Source organism: Mycobacterium sp. SMC-16, from assembly GCF_046250085.1.
GTDB lineage: Bacteria > Actinomycetota > Actinomycetes > Mycobacteriales > Mycobacteriaceae > Mycobacterium > Mycobacterium phocaicum.
The window spans coordinates 5,406,843-5,425,392 of sequence record NZ_CP176427.1 but is presented as its reverse complement, the minus strand read 5'-3'; the positions used below and the strand labels follow the sequence as shown (position 1 = coordinate 5,425,392).

Annotated in this window: 18 protein-coding genes; 13 read left to right on the top strand and 5 right to left on the bottom strand. The window is 69.0% G+C overall.

The annotated features are described in order from the left end of the window. The first annotated feature begins 76 nt into the window (after positions 1-76). Positions 77-847 carry an oxidoreductase gene (locus ACJEIK_RS26535; protein WP_133426327.1) on the top strand — a complete coding sequence of 257 codons (771 nt, stop codon included), beginning with the start codon at positions 77-79 and terminating at the stop codon, positions 845-847. A gap of 448 nt (positions 848-1,295) precedes the next feature. Here ACJEIK_RS26535 and ACJEIK_RS26530 read toward each other — a convergent pair whose 3' ends face one another. Next, the gene (locus tag ACJEIK_RS26530) at positions 1,296-2,156 is read right to left on the bottom strand and encodes an HAD-IB family hydrolase (protein WP_061007140.1); all 861 of its coding nucleotides are present in this window, start codon (positions 2,154-2,156) and stop codon (positions 1,296-1,298) included. 507 nt (positions 2,157-2,663) lie between these two features. Between ACJEIK_RS26530 and ssd the strand changes: the two genes are divergently transcribed. From ssd to soxR, 8 genes are all read left to right on the top strand, one after another. After that, positions 2,664-3,737, top strand: coding sequence for a septum site-determining protein Ssd (gene ssd, locus ACJEIK_RS26525; RefSeq protein ID WP_133426328.1), 1,074 nt, complete (start codon positions 2,664-2,666; stop codon positions 3,735-3,737). Next, on the top strand, positions 3,734-4,900 hold the full coding sequence (locus ACJEIK_RS26520; RefSeq protein ID WP_409430587.1) for a TadA family conjugal transfer-associated ATPase: 1,167 nt from the start codon (positions 3,734-3,736) through the stop codon (positions 4,898-4,900). Before ssd ends, ACJEIK_RS26520 begins: the two co-directional genes overlap by 4 nt. Next, positions 4,897-5,673 carry a type II secretion system F family protein gene (locus ACJEIK_RS26515; RefSeq protein WP_409430586.1) on the top strand — a complete coding sequence of 259 codons (777 nt, stop codon included), beginning with the start codon at positions 4,897-4,899 and terminating at the stop codon, positions 5,671-5,673. Before ACJEIK_RS26520 ends, ACJEIK_RS26515 begins: the two co-directional genes overlap by 4 nt. Continuing rightward, the gene (locus tag ACJEIK_RS26510; RefSeq protein ID WP_409430585.1) at positions 5,670-6,233 is read left to right on the top strand and encodes a type II secretion system F family protein; all 564 of its coding nucleotides are present in this window, start codon (positions 5,670-5,672) and stop codon (positions 6,231-6,233) included. Before ACJEIK_RS26515 ends, ACJEIK_RS26510 begins: the two co-directional genes overlap by 4 nt. A 23-nt stretch (positions 6,234-6,256) precedes the next feature. Beyond that, entirely contained in the window at positions 6,257-6,460 is a 204-nt protein-coding gene (locus tag ACJEIK_RS26505; protein WP_174814072.1) for a DUF4244 domain-containing protein, read from the top strand. Continuing rightward, a complete protein-coding gene (locus ACJEIK_RS26500) occupies positions 6,438-6,779 on the top strand; it encodes a TadE family type IV pilus minor pilin (RefSeq protein ID WP_409430584.1) in 342 nt (113 codons plus the stop codon). Before ACJEIK_RS26505 ends, ACJEIK_RS26500 begins: the two co-directional genes overlap by 23 nt. After that, complete coding sequence (locus tag ACJEIK_RS26495; protein ID WP_409430583.1) at positions 6,772-7,113, top strand: Rv3654c family TadE-like protein; 342 nt, start codon at positions 6,772-6,774, stop codon at positions 7,111-7,113. Before ACJEIK_RS26500 ends, ACJEIK_RS26495 begins: the two co-directional genes overlap by 8 nt. A gap of 110 nt (positions 7,114-7,223) precedes the next feature. Next, a complete protein-coding gene (soxR, locus tag ACJEIK_RS26490; protein ID WP_409430582.1) occupies positions 7,224-7,712 on the top strand; it encodes a redox-sensitive transcriptional activator SoxR in 489 nt (162 codons plus the stop codon). 12 nt (positions 7,713-7,724) lie between these two features. Here soxR and ACJEIK_RS26485 read toward each other — a convergent pair whose 3' ends face one another. Both ACJEIK_RS26485 and ACJEIK_RS26480 read right to left on the bottom strand, forming a co-directional pair. Next, complete coding sequence (locus tag ACJEIK_RS26485; RefSeq protein ID WP_409430581.1) at positions 7,725-8,765, bottom strand: PAS domain-containing protein; 1,041 nt, start codon at positions 8,763-8,765, stop codon at positions 7,725-7,727. Positions 8,766-8,822: 57 nt separating this feature from the next. Next, the gene (locus tag ACJEIK_RS26480) at positions 8,823-11,165 is read right to left on the bottom strand and encodes a DEAD/DEAH box helicase (protein WP_409430580.1); all 2,343 of its coding nucleotides are present in this window, start codon (positions 11,163-11,165) and stop codon (positions 8,823-8,825) included. A 181-nt stretch (positions 11,166-11,346) separates the two neighbouring features. Here ACJEIK_RS26480 and ACJEIK_RS26475 point away from each other — a divergent pair, with 181 nt between their 5' ends. From ACJEIK_RS26475 to ACJEIK_RS26460, 4 genes are all read left to right on the top strand, one after another. Beyond that, a complete protein-coding gene (locus ACJEIK_RS26475) occupies positions 11,347-11,550 on the top strand; it encodes a cold-shock protein (RefSeq protein ID WP_020100960.1) in 204 nt (67 codons plus the stop codon). Positions 11,551-11,671: 121 nt separating this feature from the next. Further along, positions 11,672-12,250: a hypothetical protein gene (locus tag ACJEIK_RS26470; protein WP_409430579.1), complete on the top strand. Its 579-nt coding sequence runs from the start codon at positions 11,672-11,674 to the stop codon at positions 12,248-12,250. Positions 12,251-12,395: 145 nt separating this feature from the next. Further along, positions 12,396-15,218 (top strand): type I DNA topoisomerase, encoded by a 2,823-nt coding sequence (gene topA / locus ACJEIK_RS26465; RefSeq protein WP_409430578.1) that lies wholly within the window; start codon positions 12,396-12,398, stop codon positions 15,216-15,218. 29 nt (positions 15,219-15,247) lie between these two features. Then, positions 15,248-16,183: a hypothetical protein gene (locus tag ACJEIK_RS26460; RefSeq protein ID WP_061009669.1), complete on the top strand. Its 936-nt coding sequence runs from the start codon at positions 15,248-15,250 to the stop codon at positions 16,181-16,183. Here ACJEIK_RS26460 and ACJEIK_RS26455 read toward each other — a convergent pair. Together ACJEIK_RS26455 and ACJEIK_RS26450 are read right to left on the bottom strand one after the other, a co-directional pair. Then, a complete protein-coding gene (locus tag ACJEIK_RS26455; protein WP_061000173.1) occupies positions 16,180-16,866 on the bottom strand; it encodes a DUF4190 domain-containing protein in 687 nt (228 codons plus the stop codon). The genes ACJEIK_RS26460 and ACJEIK_RS26455 overlap by 4 nt on opposite strands. A gap of 58 nt (positions 16,867-16,924) precedes the next feature. After that, positions 16,925-18,502, bottom strand: a complete 1,578-nt coding sequence (locus tag ACJEIK_RS26450) for an adenylate/guanylate cyclase domain-containing protein (protein ID WP_409430577.1) — start codon at positions 18,500-18,502, stop codon at positions 16,925-16,927. Between the last annotated feature and the right edge of the window lie 48 nt (positions 18,503-18,550).

Below are 18,550 nucleotides of genomic sequence, written 5' to 3'. Positions count from 1 at the left end.
CGTTGCAATGACGTTGGAGGTGACCCGCCACCGGGACGTTGGTGGTGGCCACCCGGTGGCACTACCGTGTGCGGACGTGGCTGCACCTGACCCGCTGGCTCCTTTGGCCGAACTCCCCGGCGTGGCCGAGGCCGGAGACGAGGCTCGTGAAGCGCTCGGCAGGGCCCACCGGCACAAGGTGAACCTGCGCGGTTGGCCCGCCACCGCGGCCGAGGCGTCGATGCGGGCCGCCCGGGCGTCGTCGGTGCTCGACGGCGGCTCCCTGAGTTTCAGTAAGGACGGCGAGGCGCCGGCCAAAGGTGAGCGCGCCGACGCGGTGCTGGCCGGCGCGCTGCGTGTGGCCGAGGCGCTCGAAGGTGGTGCGACGGCGCTCGTCGGCGTCTGGCAGCGGGCGCCGCTACAGGCGATCGCCCGGCTGCACTCCCTGGCGGCCGCGGATCTGACGGACCCGGACCAGCTCGGCCGGCCCCGCACCGATGATCCGGACGTGGGCCGGCGGCTGGAGCTGCTCGGCGAGATCGTGGGCGGCGGGAGCCGCGTGCCGGCGACGGTGCTCGCGGCCGTCGCTCATGGCGAACTCCTGAGCCTGGCTCCGTTCGGGGTGGCAGACGGTGTGGTGGCGCGCGCGGTGTCCCGGCTGATCACCATGTCGAGTGGTCTCGACCCGCACGGCCTGGGCGTTCCCGAGATGTACTGGATGCGTCAGGTCGGCGAATATCGTGCCGCGGCACGGGGCTTCGCGTCGGGCACGGCCGACGGGCTGACGGCGTGGTTGATCTGCAGCAGTCGTGCTCTGCATTCGGGGGCGCGTGAGGCGCTGTCGATTGCGCAGGCTTCGGCGAAGTAGCGGTCGGTTCGCGGCCGTCGCCAGCAAACACGTACACATAAAAGCGGGCGGCGCTCCGTCGTCAGAGGGCATCTGACTCGGCTCGCCGCCCGCTAGCACGGAACCCCGGTTACCAAGCGTGCTTGTCGGGTTGTGTGGGTGGCCTCGGCGTCCCTGCAATGCGCTGCGGCTACAACCCCACCCAAGGAGTTCTCTTAGCCGTTCGCTTTTCGCAATTACGCAGGCCCACAACGCTTTTACCATTGTCGCGGTATGTGCTCCGCGTGGGTGCCGGTATTCCGTGCTGGGATGCCCTCTTCGGGAGGTCGAACCTTCTCTTCCGGTTCGGTCTTGGCCTCGGGGGGCTTCCGTGCTTCCTTTGTACTACGTGACCGCAGTCACATCAAGGGTCAATCGCCGGCGATTTGTGATTGTTACTGAGGCGGCCTCAGCAACTCGCCAGTAGCTTTCAGAAGCTCAGTCGGCGGAGCAGCGAGTACGTCACGGCGCCGGCCGCGAGGGCACTCGCGCCGACGGCCAGGGTGGTGGCCACCGCGGCGCCCGACGGTGCCGCCGGCAGCCGGTCCCGCAGCGAGACCGGGCGGGTGAAGGTCAGCACCGGCCACCCGCGGGCGACGGCCTCCTTGCGGAGCGCGCGGTCCGGGTTGACCACCGCGGGGTGGCCGACGGCCGCGAGCATCGGCAGATCGGTGATGGAATCCGAGTAGGCGTAGCAGTGCTCCAGCGCATAGCCCTCGCGGGCCGCGAGTTCCTCGATCGCCTGGACCTTGCCTTCGGCGAAGCAGTAGAAGTCGACGTCGCCCGTGTACTTGCCGTCGGCGACCACCATGCGCGTGGCCATCGAATGATTGGCGCCGAGTTCGCGGGCGATGGGCGCGACGATCTCCTCGCCGGATGCCGAGACCACCACGACGTCGCGGCCACACAGCTTGTGGTCGGCGATCAGATTGGCGGCTTCGGCGAAGACCAGCGGGTCGACGATGTCGTGCAGCGTCTCGGCGACGATCGACTTGACCTGTTCGACGTCCCAGCCCGTGCACATGTTCGTCAGGTAGGACCGCATGCGGTCCATCTGATCGTGGTCGGCACCGGACATCAGGAACAGAAACTGGGCATAGGTGGACTTGAGGACAGCTTGCCGGTTCAACAGTCCCTGGTTGAAAAAAGGTTTGCTAAAAGCGAGGGTGCTGGACTTGGCGATCACCGTTTTGTCGAGATCGAAGAAGGCTGCGGTGCGCACCGGACCGGTCGACCCGGCCTCCTGACGCGGCGCGGCCGCAGTCTGCGCGGCCGGATCGGATGCGGTCACGGCTCCAAGCATATGCTCCGGAGCCCCGGTGCCGGGTGGGCGCCGCTGTGGCGGTGTCGGTCGCCGGTGGGTCGGCCATCGTGGCGATTGACGTGCTGACACGCCCATTTCACAGACAATCAACAGTTGCGCACAGCCCTGTTGACGTGTGTATAGTGGGCATTACCCCGGGCAGCGCCGGGTGTGCATCAGCCCGACCCCCCGGGGCTGATCCACGACGACCTCCGCCTCCTCCCCCCCTGGCGGGGGTCGTCCCTTTTTCGGGGGCGGTCATTTTCCCGGAGGCGTTGCCTCTTCGGCGAGATTTTCGCCAGCGCCGAATTCATCGGTTCCCGTTGTGGCGGAGCCTTGGCGAGCCCGGCCCGTCGACAGTCGTGACCCATCCGTGAAAAGTTGCGGAACGACATTCTCACCAGTGCGTCAATAAAGTTGTCCACAGTTTGCGATTCATCCACATTCTGGGGGCGGGCTCTGGTGCCGTGGCCTGCCGCGGATCACGGTGGAACCATGACGACGAACGGGGCCCTGGCGTTGATCGCCGACGCCGGACTGCGCGACGAGATCGAACGCATCGCCGCGGCGGCGGGGATCAGAGTGGTGTACGCGGCGGAGCCCTCCGGCCGGAAGGCATGGGTCGGTGCCGCGGCAGTGGTGCTCGACGTCGCGGCAGCGCGGCGCTGCCGAGAGCTCGGGATGCCGCGACGGCCCGCCGTGTTCTTGATCGCGACCGATACGCCCGGCTCCCGCGAGTTCGAGGCCGCGATGGTGATCGGTGCACAGGAGGTCATCACCCTGCCCGGCGGGGAGTCGGCTCTGGTCGGTGTCCTGGCGGATGCCGCAGCCGGCGAATCCGACGGGCGCCGCGGCGCCGTGGTCGCCGTCATCGGCGGACGTGGCGGCGGCGGCGCGTCGGTGTTCGCGATCGCCTTGGCGCAGGCCGCGGGAGAACCGGACCATGAGTGCCTGCTCGTCGACGTCGACGCCTGGAGCGGCGGTATCGATCTCGCCCTCGGTGCCGAGTGCGATGCCGGCCTGCGCTGGCCGGACCTGGCGGCGGCAGGGGGACGGCTCAGCTATCCGGCCCTGCGCGATGCGCTCCCGCGCCGGCGCGGGGTGGTGGTGCTGTCGACGGGCCGCACCGGCGTCGAGCTGAGGCCGACGGCGCTCGCGGCGGTCGTCGAGGCCGGAAGCCGCGCCGGCGCAACCGTCATCTGCGATGTGCCACGACAGTCTTCCGCTGCCGCCGAGACCGTCCTGGCTGCAGCCGATCTGGTGGTCGTGGTGGCGCCGGCAGAGGTGCGGGCCTGCGCCGCGACCCGGGTCGTGGCCGACTGGGTGACGGCCGTCAACCCGAACGTCGGCCTGGTGGTGCGGGGTCCTGCGCCCGGCGGGCTGCGCGCCGCGGAGATGGCGACGATCCTCGGGCTGCCGCTGCTGGCGGCCATGCGGGCCGAGAGCAACCTCGACGGCGCGCTCGAGCGGGGCGGTCTCGGCCGGAGTCTGCGGAGCCGGTCACCGCTGGCCGTGGCCGCCCGCCGCGTACTCACGGTGCTGGGCCGACAGCCCGGGGAGGCGGCGTGACGTCGTCGTTGGTGGATCGGGTCCGGGAACGACTGGCCGCGCAGACCAGCGGTGCCCTGCACCCCAACGCGGTGGCTGCGGCCATCCGAGCTGAGTCCGGCGGCGTACTCGCCGACAGCGACGTACTGGCCGGCATGCGGCTGCTGCAGACCGAGCTGACCGGTGCCGGGATTCTGGAACCGCTCCTGCGGGCACCGGGCACCACCGACGTGCTGGTCAGCGCGCCCGACGAGGTGTGGGTCGACGACGGAAACGGGTTGCGCCGCAGCACGATCAGATTTCCGGATGAGGACGCGGTGCAGCGCCTGGCGCAACGGCTCGCGCTGGCGATCGGGCGCCGGCTCGACGATTCGCAACCCTGGGTCGACGGCCACCTCGGCGGTATCGGCGGTGGTCTGACCGTGCGGTTGCATGCCGTGCTGCCGCCGATCGCCGCCGCAGGTACCTGCCTCTCGCTGCGGGTGCTGCGGCCCGCGACGCAGGACCTGGCCGGACTCGTCGAATCCGGCGCCATCGCGCCGCCCGCCGTCCCGCTGATCACCGACATCGTCGCGGCGCGGCTGGCGTTCCTGGTCTCCGGCGGCACCGGTGCCGGGAAGACCACCATGTTGTCCGCGCTCCTCGGGGCCGTCGATCCCGCCGAGCGGATCGTCTGCGTCGAGGACGCCGCGGAGCTGGCGCCGCAACATCCGCACCTGGTCCGGCTGGTCGCGCGCGGCGCCAACGTCGAGGGCGTGGGCGAGGTGACGGTGCGTGACCTGGTTCGGCAGGCGCTGCGGATGCGCCCTGACCGGATCGTCGTCGGCGAGGTGCGCGGTGCGGAAGTCGTGGATCTGCTTGCCGCGCTCAACACCGGTCACGAGGGTGGGGCGGGGACGGTGCATGCGAACAGTCCCGCCGAGGTGCCCGCCCGCATGGAGGCGTTGGCAGCGGTCGGCGGATTGGACCGGGCGGCGCTGCATTCGCAACTGTCGGCCGCGTGCCAGGTGGTACTGCACACCGCGCGAGCCCGGGACGGGCGTCGGCACCTGAGTGAGATCGCGGTGCTGCGCCGCGCCCCGGACGGGACCGTGACGGTCGTGACCGCGTGGCACGTCGACCGCGGAGCGGGCCCTGGCCTGCCCGTGCTGGGCGAGCTGCTGACTGCGCGGGGCCGGTCGTGAGTCCCGCGCTGCTGCTGGCGCTGGCCGTGCTGGTCGCGCCCCCGGCGGGTGGCGCCGGGCGCCTCGCGCAGCGAAAACGGTTGGTGGGTCTCGAACCTCGACTGCTCTGGCCGGCGGCGGCAGTGGCCGCCGTGGTGGCGCTCGTCGTGCTGCCGATGCCGATGATGCTGGCCGGCGCGGCCGTGGTCGGCACCGCGGGGCTCCGGTGGCGGCGCTCGCGGCAAGCCGCGCAGCGCGCCCGGGAAGCGCAGGCGCTGCAGGGCGCACTCGGCATCCTGGTCGGGGAACTGCGTGCCGGGGCGCATCCGGTGGCGGCGTTCGACGCCGCGGCGCATGAGGTCGGCGGACCGGTTTCCGCGGCGTTGGCGGAGGTCGCGGCGCGGGCCCGTCTGGGTGCCGATGTCGCGGCCGGTCTGCGCGTCGTCGCGGGATCATCGGCGCTGCCCGCCCAGTGGCAGCGGCTCGCCGTGTACTGGCAATTGGCGCTCGACCATGGCTTGGCCATCGCCCCGCTGATGCGCGCCGCCGAACGTGATGTCGTTGCGCGCGAACGTTTCTCCTCGCGGATCAGGGCGGGGATGGCTGGAGCCCGAACGACGGCGGCTGTGCTGTCCGGGCTGCCCGCGCTCGGAATTGTCTTGGGGCAGTTGATCGGTGCGCATCCCGTGCGCTTCCTGTTGGGTGACGGCGCGGTGGTGCTGGCGGTCGGTGTGGTGCTGTGCTGCCTCGGGCTGCTGTGGTCGGACCGGATCATCGCGCGGGCACAGCGATGAGCGGAATCTTGCTGTTGGCGTTCGCGCTCTTGTTGCTCCCCGGCTCCGCAGCGCACCGTATCCGGCCCCGCCCGTCGGATCGGTCCGCGCCGCCCGCGGCGCCCGACGACCCGCTGGCGGTGCCGTCGAGCCTGGACGTGCTGGCGGCGTGCCTGTCGGCAGGCATGGCGACCGGCGCGGCGGCCGCGGCGGCGGTGCCGTCGGCACCGGCCGATCTGGCGAGCGTGCTGCGTCGCGGGGCCGAACTCCTGGCCCTGGGGGCGGCACCGGCGTCGGCCTGGGCAGAGCCGGGTCGCGGTACCGACCCGCACGTGATCGCGCTGCTGCGGCTGGCGCGGCGGTCGGCGTCGTCGGGTGCCGCGATGGCTCAGGGCGTCGCGGAACTGGCCGAGCAGGCCAGGGCCGACGCCGGGGACGCGGCGGACGCCGCCGCCGAGCGCGCCAATGTGCTGATCGCCGGTCCACTGGGGCTCTGCTACCTGCCGGCATTCGTCTGTCTCGGCATCGTGCCGGTGGTCGCCGGGCTGGCCGGTGACGTGTTCGGGTCCGGGGTGTTCTGATCACAACAAGGGGAGGAAAGACCATGAAAATGACCAGCTTTCGCGCGCTCGAAGCGCGAGCGACCCTGCTGCTGGCCGATGAGAGCGGCATGTCGACCGTGGAGTACGCCATCGGCACCGTGGCTGCCGCGGCGTTCGGCGCCATCCTCTACACGGTGGTCACGGGGGATTCGATCGTCAGCGCGCTGACCAACATCATCTCGCGTGCTCTCACCACCAACCGATGACCGTGGCGGCGTCACGGTCGAGGCGGCGTTCGCGGTCGCCGCACTCGTCGCGGTCGCCGTCCTCGGTGTCGGTGGGCTGGCTGCGGTCTCGGCGCAGGTGCGCTGCATCGATGCGGCCCGGGAAGCGGCCCGGCTCGCGGCCCGCGGCGACGACAGTGCCGCCGTCGACACGGCCCGTCGCACCGGACCGGACGGGGCCTCGATCGAGGTGCGGCGCGACGGCGGCCGGATCGTCGCGCGGGTCCGCGTTCGGGCACCGCTGGTGCCCGGCGTCATGGTGGGGGCCGAGGCGGTCGCGGCGCCCGAACCTGGTGCGTGACGACCGGGGTGCGGCGACGGTGTTCGCGGTCGCGCTCATCGTGGTGCTCATCGGGGTCCTGACCGGCGCGGCCGCGGTCGGCGCCGCGGTGATCGGCCGGCATCGGGCGCAGTCAGCGGCCGACCTGGCCGCACTGGCCGCCGCGGGCGCATTGGCCGCCGGACCAGGCCAGTCCTGTAGGCGGGCGGCTGCCGTCGCCGAGGCCATGGACAGCCGGGTTGGTCATTGCGCTGTGGAGCGGCTGGATGTGGTGGTCGACGTGGAGGTGCCGGTGCGATTCGGAGGCTGGCACCTGGGCGACGCGCACGGCCGGGCCCGCGCCGGGCCAGGCTGACGGCAGCGCGGTGGTGACAACGATCAGGAGGCCGCAGAAGAACAGATCACCCCACCCGGGCCGATCTGTCGTTGTGTCGCTTGCCATGTCACTACCGTAGAATCTCAACTATGGTTGAGATCAAGCGCATGGGTCCGACCGACCTCCTGACCATCGGGGAGATCGTGAAGCGGACGGGAGTCTCGGCGTCCGCGCTGCACTTCTATGAGCGAAAAGGGCTGATCCACCCCGAGCGGACGTCGGGCGGGACACGGCTGTACCCACGTCACCTGGAGCGTCGCATCGCCGTCATCCAGGTCGCGAAGCGGCTCGGCATTCCGCTCAGCGAGGTGGCCGAGCACTTTCAGACGCTGCCCGACGACCGGATGCCGTCACTGCGCGACTGGACCAGGCTCAACAAACGGTGGCGGGCGCAATTGCGCGAACGCCAGCTCGAGTTGGAGCGGCTGCAGTCGGAGATGGACCAGTGCATCGGGTGTGGATGCATCTCGCTCAACCATTGTCTGGTCATCAACCCCGGCGACACGCTGGCCGCCGAAGGTCCGGGTGCGCGGCGACTGCTGCCGCTCGACGGAGCGAATCCGCCTGGCGCCCAATAGGACTCGTCGCGGTCAGGAGTCCGGCAGGTCGTCGTTCAGCCGGTCTCCGGCCGCCACGAGCTCGCCGTAGGTCGGCAGTCGCAGCGACAGCAGACCGGCGAAGGTGTCGTCGGCGACCTGGAGCCGGTGTGCGGTGACGTGAATCGGCACCCACCCGCCGTCATTGGCGCGCAACCGGAGCACCCGCGACGTCGGTCCGCTGCCGAATTCGACCGTCATGGCCGCCATCTCGGCGATCTCGTTCGGGTGCACCACTGTCTCGGACGTCGCGTCGGCGCTCCAGTCGAAGAGCGGACAGGGCTCGTCGACCCACTTGATGAGCTTCCAGGTGTTCAGGTCCACCAAGGCCCGGTACACACCGGGAACGGCCCGCCCGCCCGCGATCTGCTGTGCCCGGTCGAGCGGGTCGGCCGACGAATTTTCGCGGACGCCGCGCCAGTTCATCGCCCGGCAGATCAGCCGGTCCTGGTCGTCCTCGTCGGGCTCGTTCAGGACCCGCGCGGCGAATCCGACGCTGATGGGGCGGCCCTGGAAGTCGGTCATTTCCCAAGTGCTGGTGAAGGTTTGGCCGGGCTCGGGTTTGAGCACGGCGGAGATGACCCGGGCCTCGTTCGGGTTGAGCTTGCGGGTCTGCAGATCGTCGGCGAAGGCGCGGCCGTGGGTGGCCTCGGCCGCCGGGTTGAGGCCGCTGTTGGCCAGGGACTCCATGGTGTCGGTCGCGATGCCGCCCGTCAGGTCCCACTTCAGCGGGCCGGGGATCATCCGGTCCGGCGGGTCGGCGTCGGGCGCGCCGACCCAGACGTGGACGCCGTGGATGCGGCCGTCGGTCATCTGCACCACTTCGGTCCGGATCACCCGGTCGCTCTTGGGTGTGATGCTCGTCAGCGGCAGGCCGGCACGCACGGTTTCCCCGATGGCCGACTGGATGGCCATCAGGCTCGCGTTGCGCCGCAGGAAAGTGCTGATGGGAACCATGTCCTGGGTTTGCTGCCCCAACGCGACGACGGCAGGTTCGGCGCCGAGGGTCTCGACGAGGAGCCAGTCGTCCGTCATGGCCGTAAGTTTATCCGTTTCGGCGCGCTTTGCTCTGCCCGGCGCCGGCCGGCGGGCCTACTTGCCGTGGGCCGCCAAAGTGTCGACTACCAGGCGAAGTACCTGGACAGCGCCGCCTTTGTCCAGGGGATCGTTCGCGTTGCCGCACTTGGGCGATTGCACACAGGAGGGGCAACCGTGACGGCACTCACATGCCTCGATCGCCGCGGCCGTGGCGGACCACCAGGTGGACAGCTGCCGGAACCCGCGGTCGGCGAACCCGGCGCCACCCGGATAGCCGTCGTAGACGAAAATTGTTGGCAGGCCGGACAAGTCGCCGGGGGCCGGGCCCGATGCGGTGGACACCCCGCCGATGTCGCCCCGGTCGCAACTGGCCACCAGCGGGAGCAGACCTATCGCGGCGTGCTCGGCGGCGTGCAGCGACCCGGGTACGCGCAGCTGGTCAATCCCGTTGTCCAGCAATATCTCCGGTGTCACGGTGCACATGACCGCCATGGTGTCCAGTGTGCGGGTCGGCATGTCCAGGTCGACGAAATCGAGCACCGTGCCGTCCAAGGCCCGGCGCAGGAAACCCACCACGGTGTTGGACACCGACACCGGGACGAGGCCGATGGCGACGGACCCGAATCGGTGGATTTCGCCGGTACCACGCACGCTGATATCGGTGACCTCGCGGGCCGACGTCGTGTAGCCGGGATTCTCGGCGTGCACGAAGGCCACGCCGGCCTCGAAGTCGAGCGCGTCCACCAGGTACGTCTCGCCCTGGTGCAGATGGACGGCGCCCGGATGCACCGAGGCCGGCGCCTGCCCGGCGCCGGTGCTGCCCAGCATGCGCCCGGTGCCGGACTCGAGGATGGCGATCTGCCCGCCGGACGAGCCCCGGATGTCCACCGCGGGATGCGGATCCACACCGGGCGCCGGGAAATAGCCGGCGGGCCGCTTGCGCAGCAGGCCGTCGTCGACGAGGGCTTCGGCCACCGCTTCGGCGTCCCACATCCGCACCTCGGCCGGTGTCAGTGGGAGTTCGGTTGCCGCGCACAACAACTGCGGTGACAGCACGTAGGGGTTGGCGGGATCGATGACGATCCGCTCGATGGGTTTGTCGAGCAGCGCGGCGGGATGGTGCACCAGGTAGGTGTCGAGCGGGTCATCCCGGGCGATCAGCACGATGAGCGCGCTCTGCCCGCGGCGTCCGGCCCGCCCGGCCTGCTGCCAGAACGAGGCCACGGTGCCGGGGAACCCGGCCAGCACCACCGCGTCGAGTCCGGCGATGTCGACACCGAGTTCCAGGGCGTTGGTGGTCGCCAGGCCACGCAATTCGCCTTCTGTCAGAGCATGTTCCAGCGCCCGGCGGTCCTCGGCGAGATACCCGGCGCGGTACGACGCCACCAGCTCGGCGAGCTCGGGTGCGACGTTCTCGAGCCGGGCCCGGGCGCCGAGCGCCGTCAGCTCGGCGCCGATCCGGGAACGGACGAACGTCAGGGTGCGGGCGCCTTCGGCAATCAGGTCGGCCATCACCCGGGAGGCCTCGGTGCCGGCGGCGCGGCGGACCGGGGCGCCGTTCTCGCCGATCAGATCGGTGAGCAGTGCAGGCTCCCACAACGCCACCGTGCGGCCGCCGTGCGGTGACCCGTCCTCGGTGACGGCGGTGACGGTCTGGCCGAGCAGCTCGGACGCCGTCTGCGCCGGGGCGGCCGTGGTCGCGCTGGCAAACACCACTGTGGGTGCCGACCCGTAGCGGTCGCACAGGCGCAGCAGCCGACGCAGTACCATCGCCACGTTCGAGCCGAAAATGCCTCGGTAATAGTGGCATTCGTCGATCACCACGAACTTCAGCTGCCGCAGGAACACTGCCCACCGCGCATGGTTGCGCAGCAGGGACAGGTGCACCATGTCGGGATTCGAGAAGATCCACCGGGAGCGCTCCCGGGCGAATTGCCTTGCCTCGGTGGAGCTGTCGCCGTCATAGGCGGACGGTGCGGTGTTGTTGAGGCCGGGAATCGTGGCGCACAGCGACTGCGCGGCCCGCAGCTGGTCGTGGCCCAGCGCCTTCGTGGGGGACAGGTACAGGGCGCGGGCGTGCACGTCGGTTTGCAGCGCGTGCAGGATCGGCAGTTGGTAGGCCAGGGATTTACCGGAGGCGGTGCCCGTCGCGATCACCACATGCCGCCCGGCGTGCGCCAACTCGGCCGCGGTCACCTGATGCGACCACGGCTGCGCCACACCACGATCCGTGAAGGCCTGTGTCACGTCGGCGCCAACCCAAGTGGGCCAGGGCATTCGGCGCGCCTGGCGCGGCGCCAGGTCGGTGACGTGCCGCAGCGGCTGCTCGTCGGCCGGGGTGCCGTCCAGCGCGGCCGCGAGTAGCTCGCGCCCGAAGTTCGACTCTCCCTGCGTCACAAGATGAATTGTTAACCACAGATCGCTGTGTGACTGTTGCGACCGCGTGGAACATGGTTGACTGATCTTGGTCGCAGCTTCTGTGTTCGTGTGTCAACACCCGGGAACGTCGTCTGCGTTCCCGGTACACCGGAAGACTCGGTGGCCCGCACCCGCAGTAACAGAAGGAAATGAAGGACAAATGCCACAGGGGACTGTGAAGTGGTTCAACCCGGAGAAGGGTTACGGCTTCATTGAGCAGGAAGGCGGCGGAGGCGACGTCTTCGTCCACTACAAGCAGATTCAATCCAATGGGTTCCGCACCCTTGAGGAGAATCAGAAGGTCGACTTCGAGATCGAGCAGAGCCCGAAGGGTCCGCAGGCTCTGAACGTCCGCACCGTCTGAGGTTCACAGACTCCGTAGAACGCCCCCGCATCGTCCGCGACGAAGTGGGGGCGTTTCGTATGGTGGGTGGTCGCGCCCGGCCTCCCGGCCTTTTGGTCTGGGCTGGCCTACTGTCGGCAGGGTGAGTCAGCTGTCCTTCTTCTCGGCCGAGTCGGTGCCGCCTGCGGTCGCCGACCTGACCGGGTTGCTCGCCGCACCAGGACAGGTGGTTCGGGTGGGCGGCGATGTGCGGCTGTCCGTCGTCGTCGACGCGTTGTGGCGGGCCGAGGCGCTGGCCGAGATGATCGCCGAGGCGGGCCTGAAGCCCGAGATCACCCACACCGACGAGAAGACCCCGCTGGTGCGCACCGAGGCCGACGCCAGACTGGCCCGGATGGCCCAGGACTGGACCCGCGGCGCGGTCAAGACCGTGCCCGACGGATGGTTGCCGGGCCCCCGGGAGCTGCGCGCCTGGGTGCTGGCTTCCGGTACGGCGGAACCGAATGGTTACCTGTTGGGTTTGGATCCCCACGCACCGGATACTCATTCGACGTTGGCGTCGGCACTTATGCGAGTCGGGATCGCGCCGACCTTGATCGGCACCAGGGGTCATCATCCGGCCGTGCGGATCAGCGGCCGTCGGAGGCTGTTGCGCCTGGTAGAGAACGTGGGCGAGCCGCCCGGGTTCACGGAGGCGTTTCTCCAATGGCCCCGGATTTAGCGGGTGCAGCCCGTATATTTTGGCCGCATCCGGTTTGCGTAGGCTCGCGCGGAGTGTCAAATTGTGACTTGCCTTGGAACCGGATGACCGTTAGGCATTCATTCGGTGTCCTAGTGCCGACCAAGAAGTGGAGCGTATAGATACGGTGGCTGACCTCGATGGTGCCGGTAGCGGCAGCCGGGTCCGGCGACTCGTCATAGTCGAGTCGCCTACCAAGGCGCGCAAGATCGCCGGTTACCTCGGCTCCAACTATGTCGTCGAATCGTCGCGCGGACACATTCGCGACCTCCCGCGCAACGCCGCGGACGTGCCGGCCAAATATAAAGGTGAGGCCTGGGCCCGCCTCGGCGTGAACGTCGACGACAACTTCGAGCCGCTCTATATCGTCAGCCCCGACAAGAAGAGCACCGTCACCGAACTCAAGGACCTGCTCAAGGGTGTCGACGAGCTCTACCTCGCGACGGACGGTGACCGCGAGGGTGAGGCCATCGCGTGGCACCTCCTCGAGACGCTCAAGCCCAAGGTGCCGGTCCGGCGGATGGTGTTCCACGAGATCACCGAGCCCGCGATCCTGGCCGCCGCCCAGAACCCGCGTGACCTGGACATCGCCCTGGTCGATGCGCAGGAGACCCGTCGTATCCTCGACCGGCTCTACGGCTACGAAGTCAGCCCGGTGCTGTGGAAAAAGGTCGCGCCGAAGCTGTCGGCGGGCCGCGTGCAGTCCGTCGCGACCCGGATCATCGTGCAGCGCGAGCGCGAACGCATGGCGTTCCGCAGCGCCGGCTACTGGGACGTCACCGCTGAGCTGGACGCGAGCGTCTCCGACGCCGAAGCGTCCCCGCCGAAGTTCACCGCCAAGCTCAACACCGTCGACGGCCGTCGCGTGGCCTCCGGCCGTGATTTCGACTCGCTCGGCGCCGTCAAGAAGCCCGACGAGGTGCTGGTCCTCGACGAGGCCGCTGCGGGCGCCCTGGCCGCCGGGCTGCGCGGCGAGTCGCTGACCGTCAGCTCGGTGGAGCAGAAGCCGTACACGCGCAAGCCGTACGCCCCGTTCATGACGTCGACGCTGCAGCAGGAAGCCGGCCGCAAGCTGCGGTTCTCCTCCGAGCGCACCATGAGCATCGCGCAGCGGCTGTACGAGAACGGCTACATCACCTACATGCGTACCGACTCCACGACGCTGTCGGAGTCGGCGATCAACGCCGCGCGCACACAGGCCGGGCAGCTGTACGGCCCGGAGTACGTCCATCCGACGCCGCGGCAGTACACCCGCAAGGTCAAGAACGCCCAGGAGGCACACGAGGCCATCCGCCCCGCGGGTGACGTGTTCCAGACCCCGGGCCAGCTGCACGGCGCCCTGGACACCGACGAGTTCCGGCTCTACGAGCTGATCTGGCAGCGCACCGTCGCCTCCCAGATGGCCGACGCCCGCGGCACCACGCTGTCGCTGCGGATCTCCGGCCAGGCCCGGACGGGCGAGCAGGTCGTCTTCAGCGCGTCCGGTCGCACCATCACCTTTGCCGGCTTCCTGAAGGCCTATGTCGAGAGCCTCGACGAGCAGGCCGGCGGCGAGGCCGACGACGCCGAGAGCCGGCTGCCGAACCTGACGCAGGGTCAGCGCGTCGATGCCGCCGAGCTCACCGCCGACGGACACACCACCAATCCGCCGGCCCGGTACACCGAGGCCTCGCTGATCAAGGCGCTGGAAGACCTCGGCATCGGCCGCCCGTCGACGTACTCGTCGATCATCAAGACCATCCAGGACCGCGGCTACATCTATAAGAAGGGCAGCGCCCTGGTGCCGGCCTGGGTGGCGTTCGCGGTCGTCGGGCTGCTGGAGCAGCACTTCGGGCGCCTGGTCGACTACGACTTCACCGCCGCCATGGAGGACGAACTCGACGAGATCGCCGCCGGCAACGAGCAGCGCACCAACTGGTTGTCGAACTTCTACTTCGGTGGCGAGCACGGTGTCGAGGGTTCGGTGGCCCGCGAGGGTGGCCTCAAGAAGCTTGTCGGCGTCAACCTCGAAGGCATCGACGCGCGAGAAGTCAACTCCATCAAGCTGTTCGACGATGCCGAAGGCCGGGCCATCAACGTCCGCGTCGGCCGCAACGGGCCGTACCTCGAGCGGATGATCGCCGACGAGGAGAACCCGGGCGAGCTGAAACCGCAGCGCGCCAACCTCAATGACGACCTGACGCCCGACGAGCTGACACTCGAACTGGCCGAAAAGCTCTTCGCCACACCGCAAGAGGGCCGGGTGCTGGGTGTCGACCCGGAGACCGGGCACGAGATCGTCGCCAAGGACGGCCGTTACGGGCCGTACGTCACCGAGGTGCTGCCGGCGCCGCCGGAGGAGCCGGACGCCGGCACCGGCGCGAAGAAGAGCAAGAAGCCCGTCGGCCCCAAGCCGCGGACCGGATCTCTCTTGCGCTCAATGGATCTCGAGACGGTGACGCTCGACGACGCGCTCAAGCTGCTGTCGTTGCCGCGCGTCGTCGGTGTCGATCCGGAGAGCAAAGAAGAGATCACCGCGCAGAACGGCCGTTACGGCCCGTACCTCAAGCGCGGCACCGACTCTCGTTCGCTGGCCACCGAAGAGCAGATGTTCACCGTCACGCTCGAAGAGGCGCTGAAGATCTACGCCGAGCCGAAACGCCGTGGGCGCCAAGGGGCTGCCACGCCGCCGCTGCGTGAGCTGGGCACCGATCCGGTGTCGGGCAAGCCGATGGTGATCAAGGACGGCCGCTTCGGCCCGTATGTCACCGACGGCGAGACCAACGCGAGTCTGCGCAAGGGCGACGACGTCATGTCGATCACCGACGAGCGGGCCTCGGAGTTGTTGTCCGACAGGCGCGCTCGTGGCCCGGTGAAGAAGGCTGCCAAGAAGACCGCCGCGAAGAAGACGGCGGCCAAGAAGACCGCCGCCAAGAAGGCGCCGGCGAAGAAAGCCGCCAAGAAGGCTTGACCCGGGCACGTCATGGGTAGGGTGACCTGGTGACCGAGTCGGACATCGAAGCGCACCGTCATCCCCGCGCGAATGTCATCGTCGCGGCGACCGCGGGACTTGTGGCAGTCGTGGTGGCGTTGGTTGTGGCTGTCGCAGTTTCCGCGCAACCGATGCTGTTCTCCGAGCCGCGTCAACGAGCGGTGCAACAGGCGACCATCGCCTATGGCGAGCAAGCCGTGTTGCCGTTCGGCACGCTGGATCACCCGGCGGGCCTGGCTGTGGATGCTGCCGACAATCTCTACGTCTCCGACGGCTCCGGCAGGATTTTGAAACTGGCTGCGGGAGAACAGAACCCGATAGAACTGATGTCGAATCTGCCGCGATACTCCTTCGATATCGCTGCCGACGCAACGGGCAATGTGTATGTCGTGGGACGCGATGACTCGATCAGCCGGATCGATGCGCAGTCACACGCGCGGACCAGGTTACCATTCACCGGTCTCGATTACCCCGAGGGGATTGCGGTCGATTCTGACGGCACTGTATACATCACCGACAACAATCACGACCGGGTGTTAGCACTGTCGTCCAGATCGGAGACCCCGGTGACATTGCCGTTCAATGATCTCGGCAGTGTCACTGATGTTGCCGTCGGCCGTGACCGCACCGTCTATGTGACTGATCGGCTCAGCAGTCGGGTGCTGAAGCTGGCACCGGGATCGAGTACACCGACCGAACTTCCGTTCGGCGATCTCTTTCATCCCATCGACGTCGCCGTGGGCAAGGACGGCACCGTGTATGCCTCGGAATACAGTGACGGCGGCACTAACCGGGTTTTGGCGTTGCCGCCGGGGTCCGATATTCCGACGGTGTTGCCGTTCAAGGGAATTGAGAGACCTGACGGTATCGTCGTGGATTCGAAGAACAACGTCTATGTCGTCGACAGCCACGCAAACCGGGTGTTGAAAATGCCGCGCGCTTAGCTGTAGGCCCAGAGCAAGAGTGCGCCCATCGCGATGGCCGACGCCACGGTGAGGTAGCCCAGGATCAGTCCGACGATCGCCATCCATCCGCCCTGTTCTCCGGTGCGACGAATCTGTGAACGGGCGACGTGTCCGAACGGGATGGCGGCCAGGGGGAATACGACCCCGAGGACCAGGGCGACGATCGCCATGGTGTTGGTCTTGGGGTTGAAAGCCGTTGTGGCAGTGGCCATGTGATTGGCAGTGACGGGTAGCCCGGCGGCGGTGTACCCAACGACAGGGAATACGGGCTCGCCTTCGTTGGTGTAGCCGACGGCGCCGCGCGGCGGCTGGGCCACCACGCCGACGGGCACGGGCGGGGGCGCGGCCTTGACGACGGGCGGCTGGATGCGGCGGTTGATGAACCATGGCAGCGCGAATGCCCCGGCAACCGGAAAGAGAATGGGCGGCACCCAGAACGACGGGTAGTAGATGAAGTCCGGCAGGCCGTTGCCGCCGAGAGCGTGCACCAGAAAGCTCAATGCTCCGGCGAGCGCGGAGCCGATGACACCGCCGGCGAGCCCGCACCCGATCAGCTCGATCGGTCGACGTTTGTTACCGAGATGGTTGATCACCGACCCGAATATCACCCCGACGAGCACCGAGATCGGCAAACCCAACAACAGCACCCCGGCGAGTGGCATTTGTCCCTCGATTTCGTCGCCCCGTGAACAACTGCGCCCAATGCTAAGGCGTCGGTATTTAGGCGATCTCGTGGGAGCTGGCCAAACCGACAGGCCGCGCCAGCTGCGTCGGCGCGGACCGGCCGCGTAGCTCGACGGTTTCGCCGACGTCCCAGCACAGTGCCTCGGCATCCAGCGCGCCGCTGACCGCGATGGCCGATGCCAGCACGTGGCCCTCCTCGAGCTTGGCGAGCTCGGTCAGGCGGGCGGCCTCGTTGACGGGGTCGCCGATCACGGTGTACTCGAAGCGCGCCAGCGCGCCGATGTGGCCGGCAATGGCCCGGCCCGCGGACACCCCGATGCCGAACTCGGTGGTGCCCAGCACCGTCACCAGTTCATCGTGCAGCTCACGGGACGCGGCCAGCGCCGCGCCCGAGGCGTCCGGGTGCTCGATGGGGGCGCCGAAGATGGCCAGCGCCGCGTCACCCTGGAACTTGTTGACGAAGCCGCCGTGCCGGTTCACGGTGTCCACGATGATCCGGAAGAACTCGTTGAGGATCGACACGACCTCGGCGGCGGGCCGCGTCGACGCCAGCTGCGTCGACCCGATCAGGTCGATGAACAGCACCGCGACATCGCGTTCCTGGCCGCCCAGCTCGGTGCCGCGCTCCAGGGCGCGGCGCGCGACGTCCTCGCCGACGTAGCGGCCGAACAGGTCGCGCAGCCGCTGCCGTTCGGACAGGTCGCGCACCATGTCGTTGAACCCGGCCTGCAGCAGGCCCAGCTCGCTGGCGTCGTAGATCTGCATGTGCGCGTTGTAGTTGCCGCGCTGCACCTCGCCCAGGGCCCACCGCAGCTGGCGCAGCGGATCGGCGATGGACATGGCGACCAGGATGTTGCCGGCCAGGCCGACGGCCAGCGCGGTGATCGCCAGCAGCAGGATGGGGGTGTTGAGCTGGTCGTTCTGGGCGATGAAGGTCGTGTACTGGCCGGCCAGCCGGGCCACGATGATCGCCAGCAGCGGCACACCCGTCGACAGCACCCAGGTCAGCACCTGGCGCTGGATGACGCCGGGGGCCCGGAAGTTCTCGGGCACACCGTCGCGCAGCGCCGCGACCGCGACGGGCCGCAGCACGCGCTCGGACTGCAGGTAGCCGATGATCGCGGTGGCGGTGGCGCCGAGCGCGCTGGCCACGGCGACGAACGGCGCCGAGCGGCTGGCCACCGGCCAGCTGGCGATGATGAAGACCACCGAGCCGAGGAACCAGTTCCCGACGCTGATCAGCGTCCGGTAGTACGGCATCTTGAGGGCCCGGGTCCGGGCCAGCTCGGTGAATGCGGGGTCGTCGGCGTCGCCGTGCAGGGTGTCGCGCCGTTGCCAGCGGATCACGGGGATCAGCAGCCGCAGACTCAGCCACGCCGCCACGACGAACGAGACGAACAGGACGGTCAGGAACACCGCCAGATTCACCGCCGGCAGGTCCTGCAGCTGGATGCGGTCTTCGGCCGGCAGACCGAACCGCAGGAAGCCCAGAACGAACAGTGCGCCGATGATGTCGGCCTGCAGCAGGCTCAGCGTGAACACCGGCCACGGCGTGCGCGCCACCCATCGGACGAACCCCCTGATTCGCCCGATGTGCTTTACATCGGTGGCCACCCGCTAACCGTATCGGGCCTGGGCGACGGATATTGCCGCTGCGCGCAG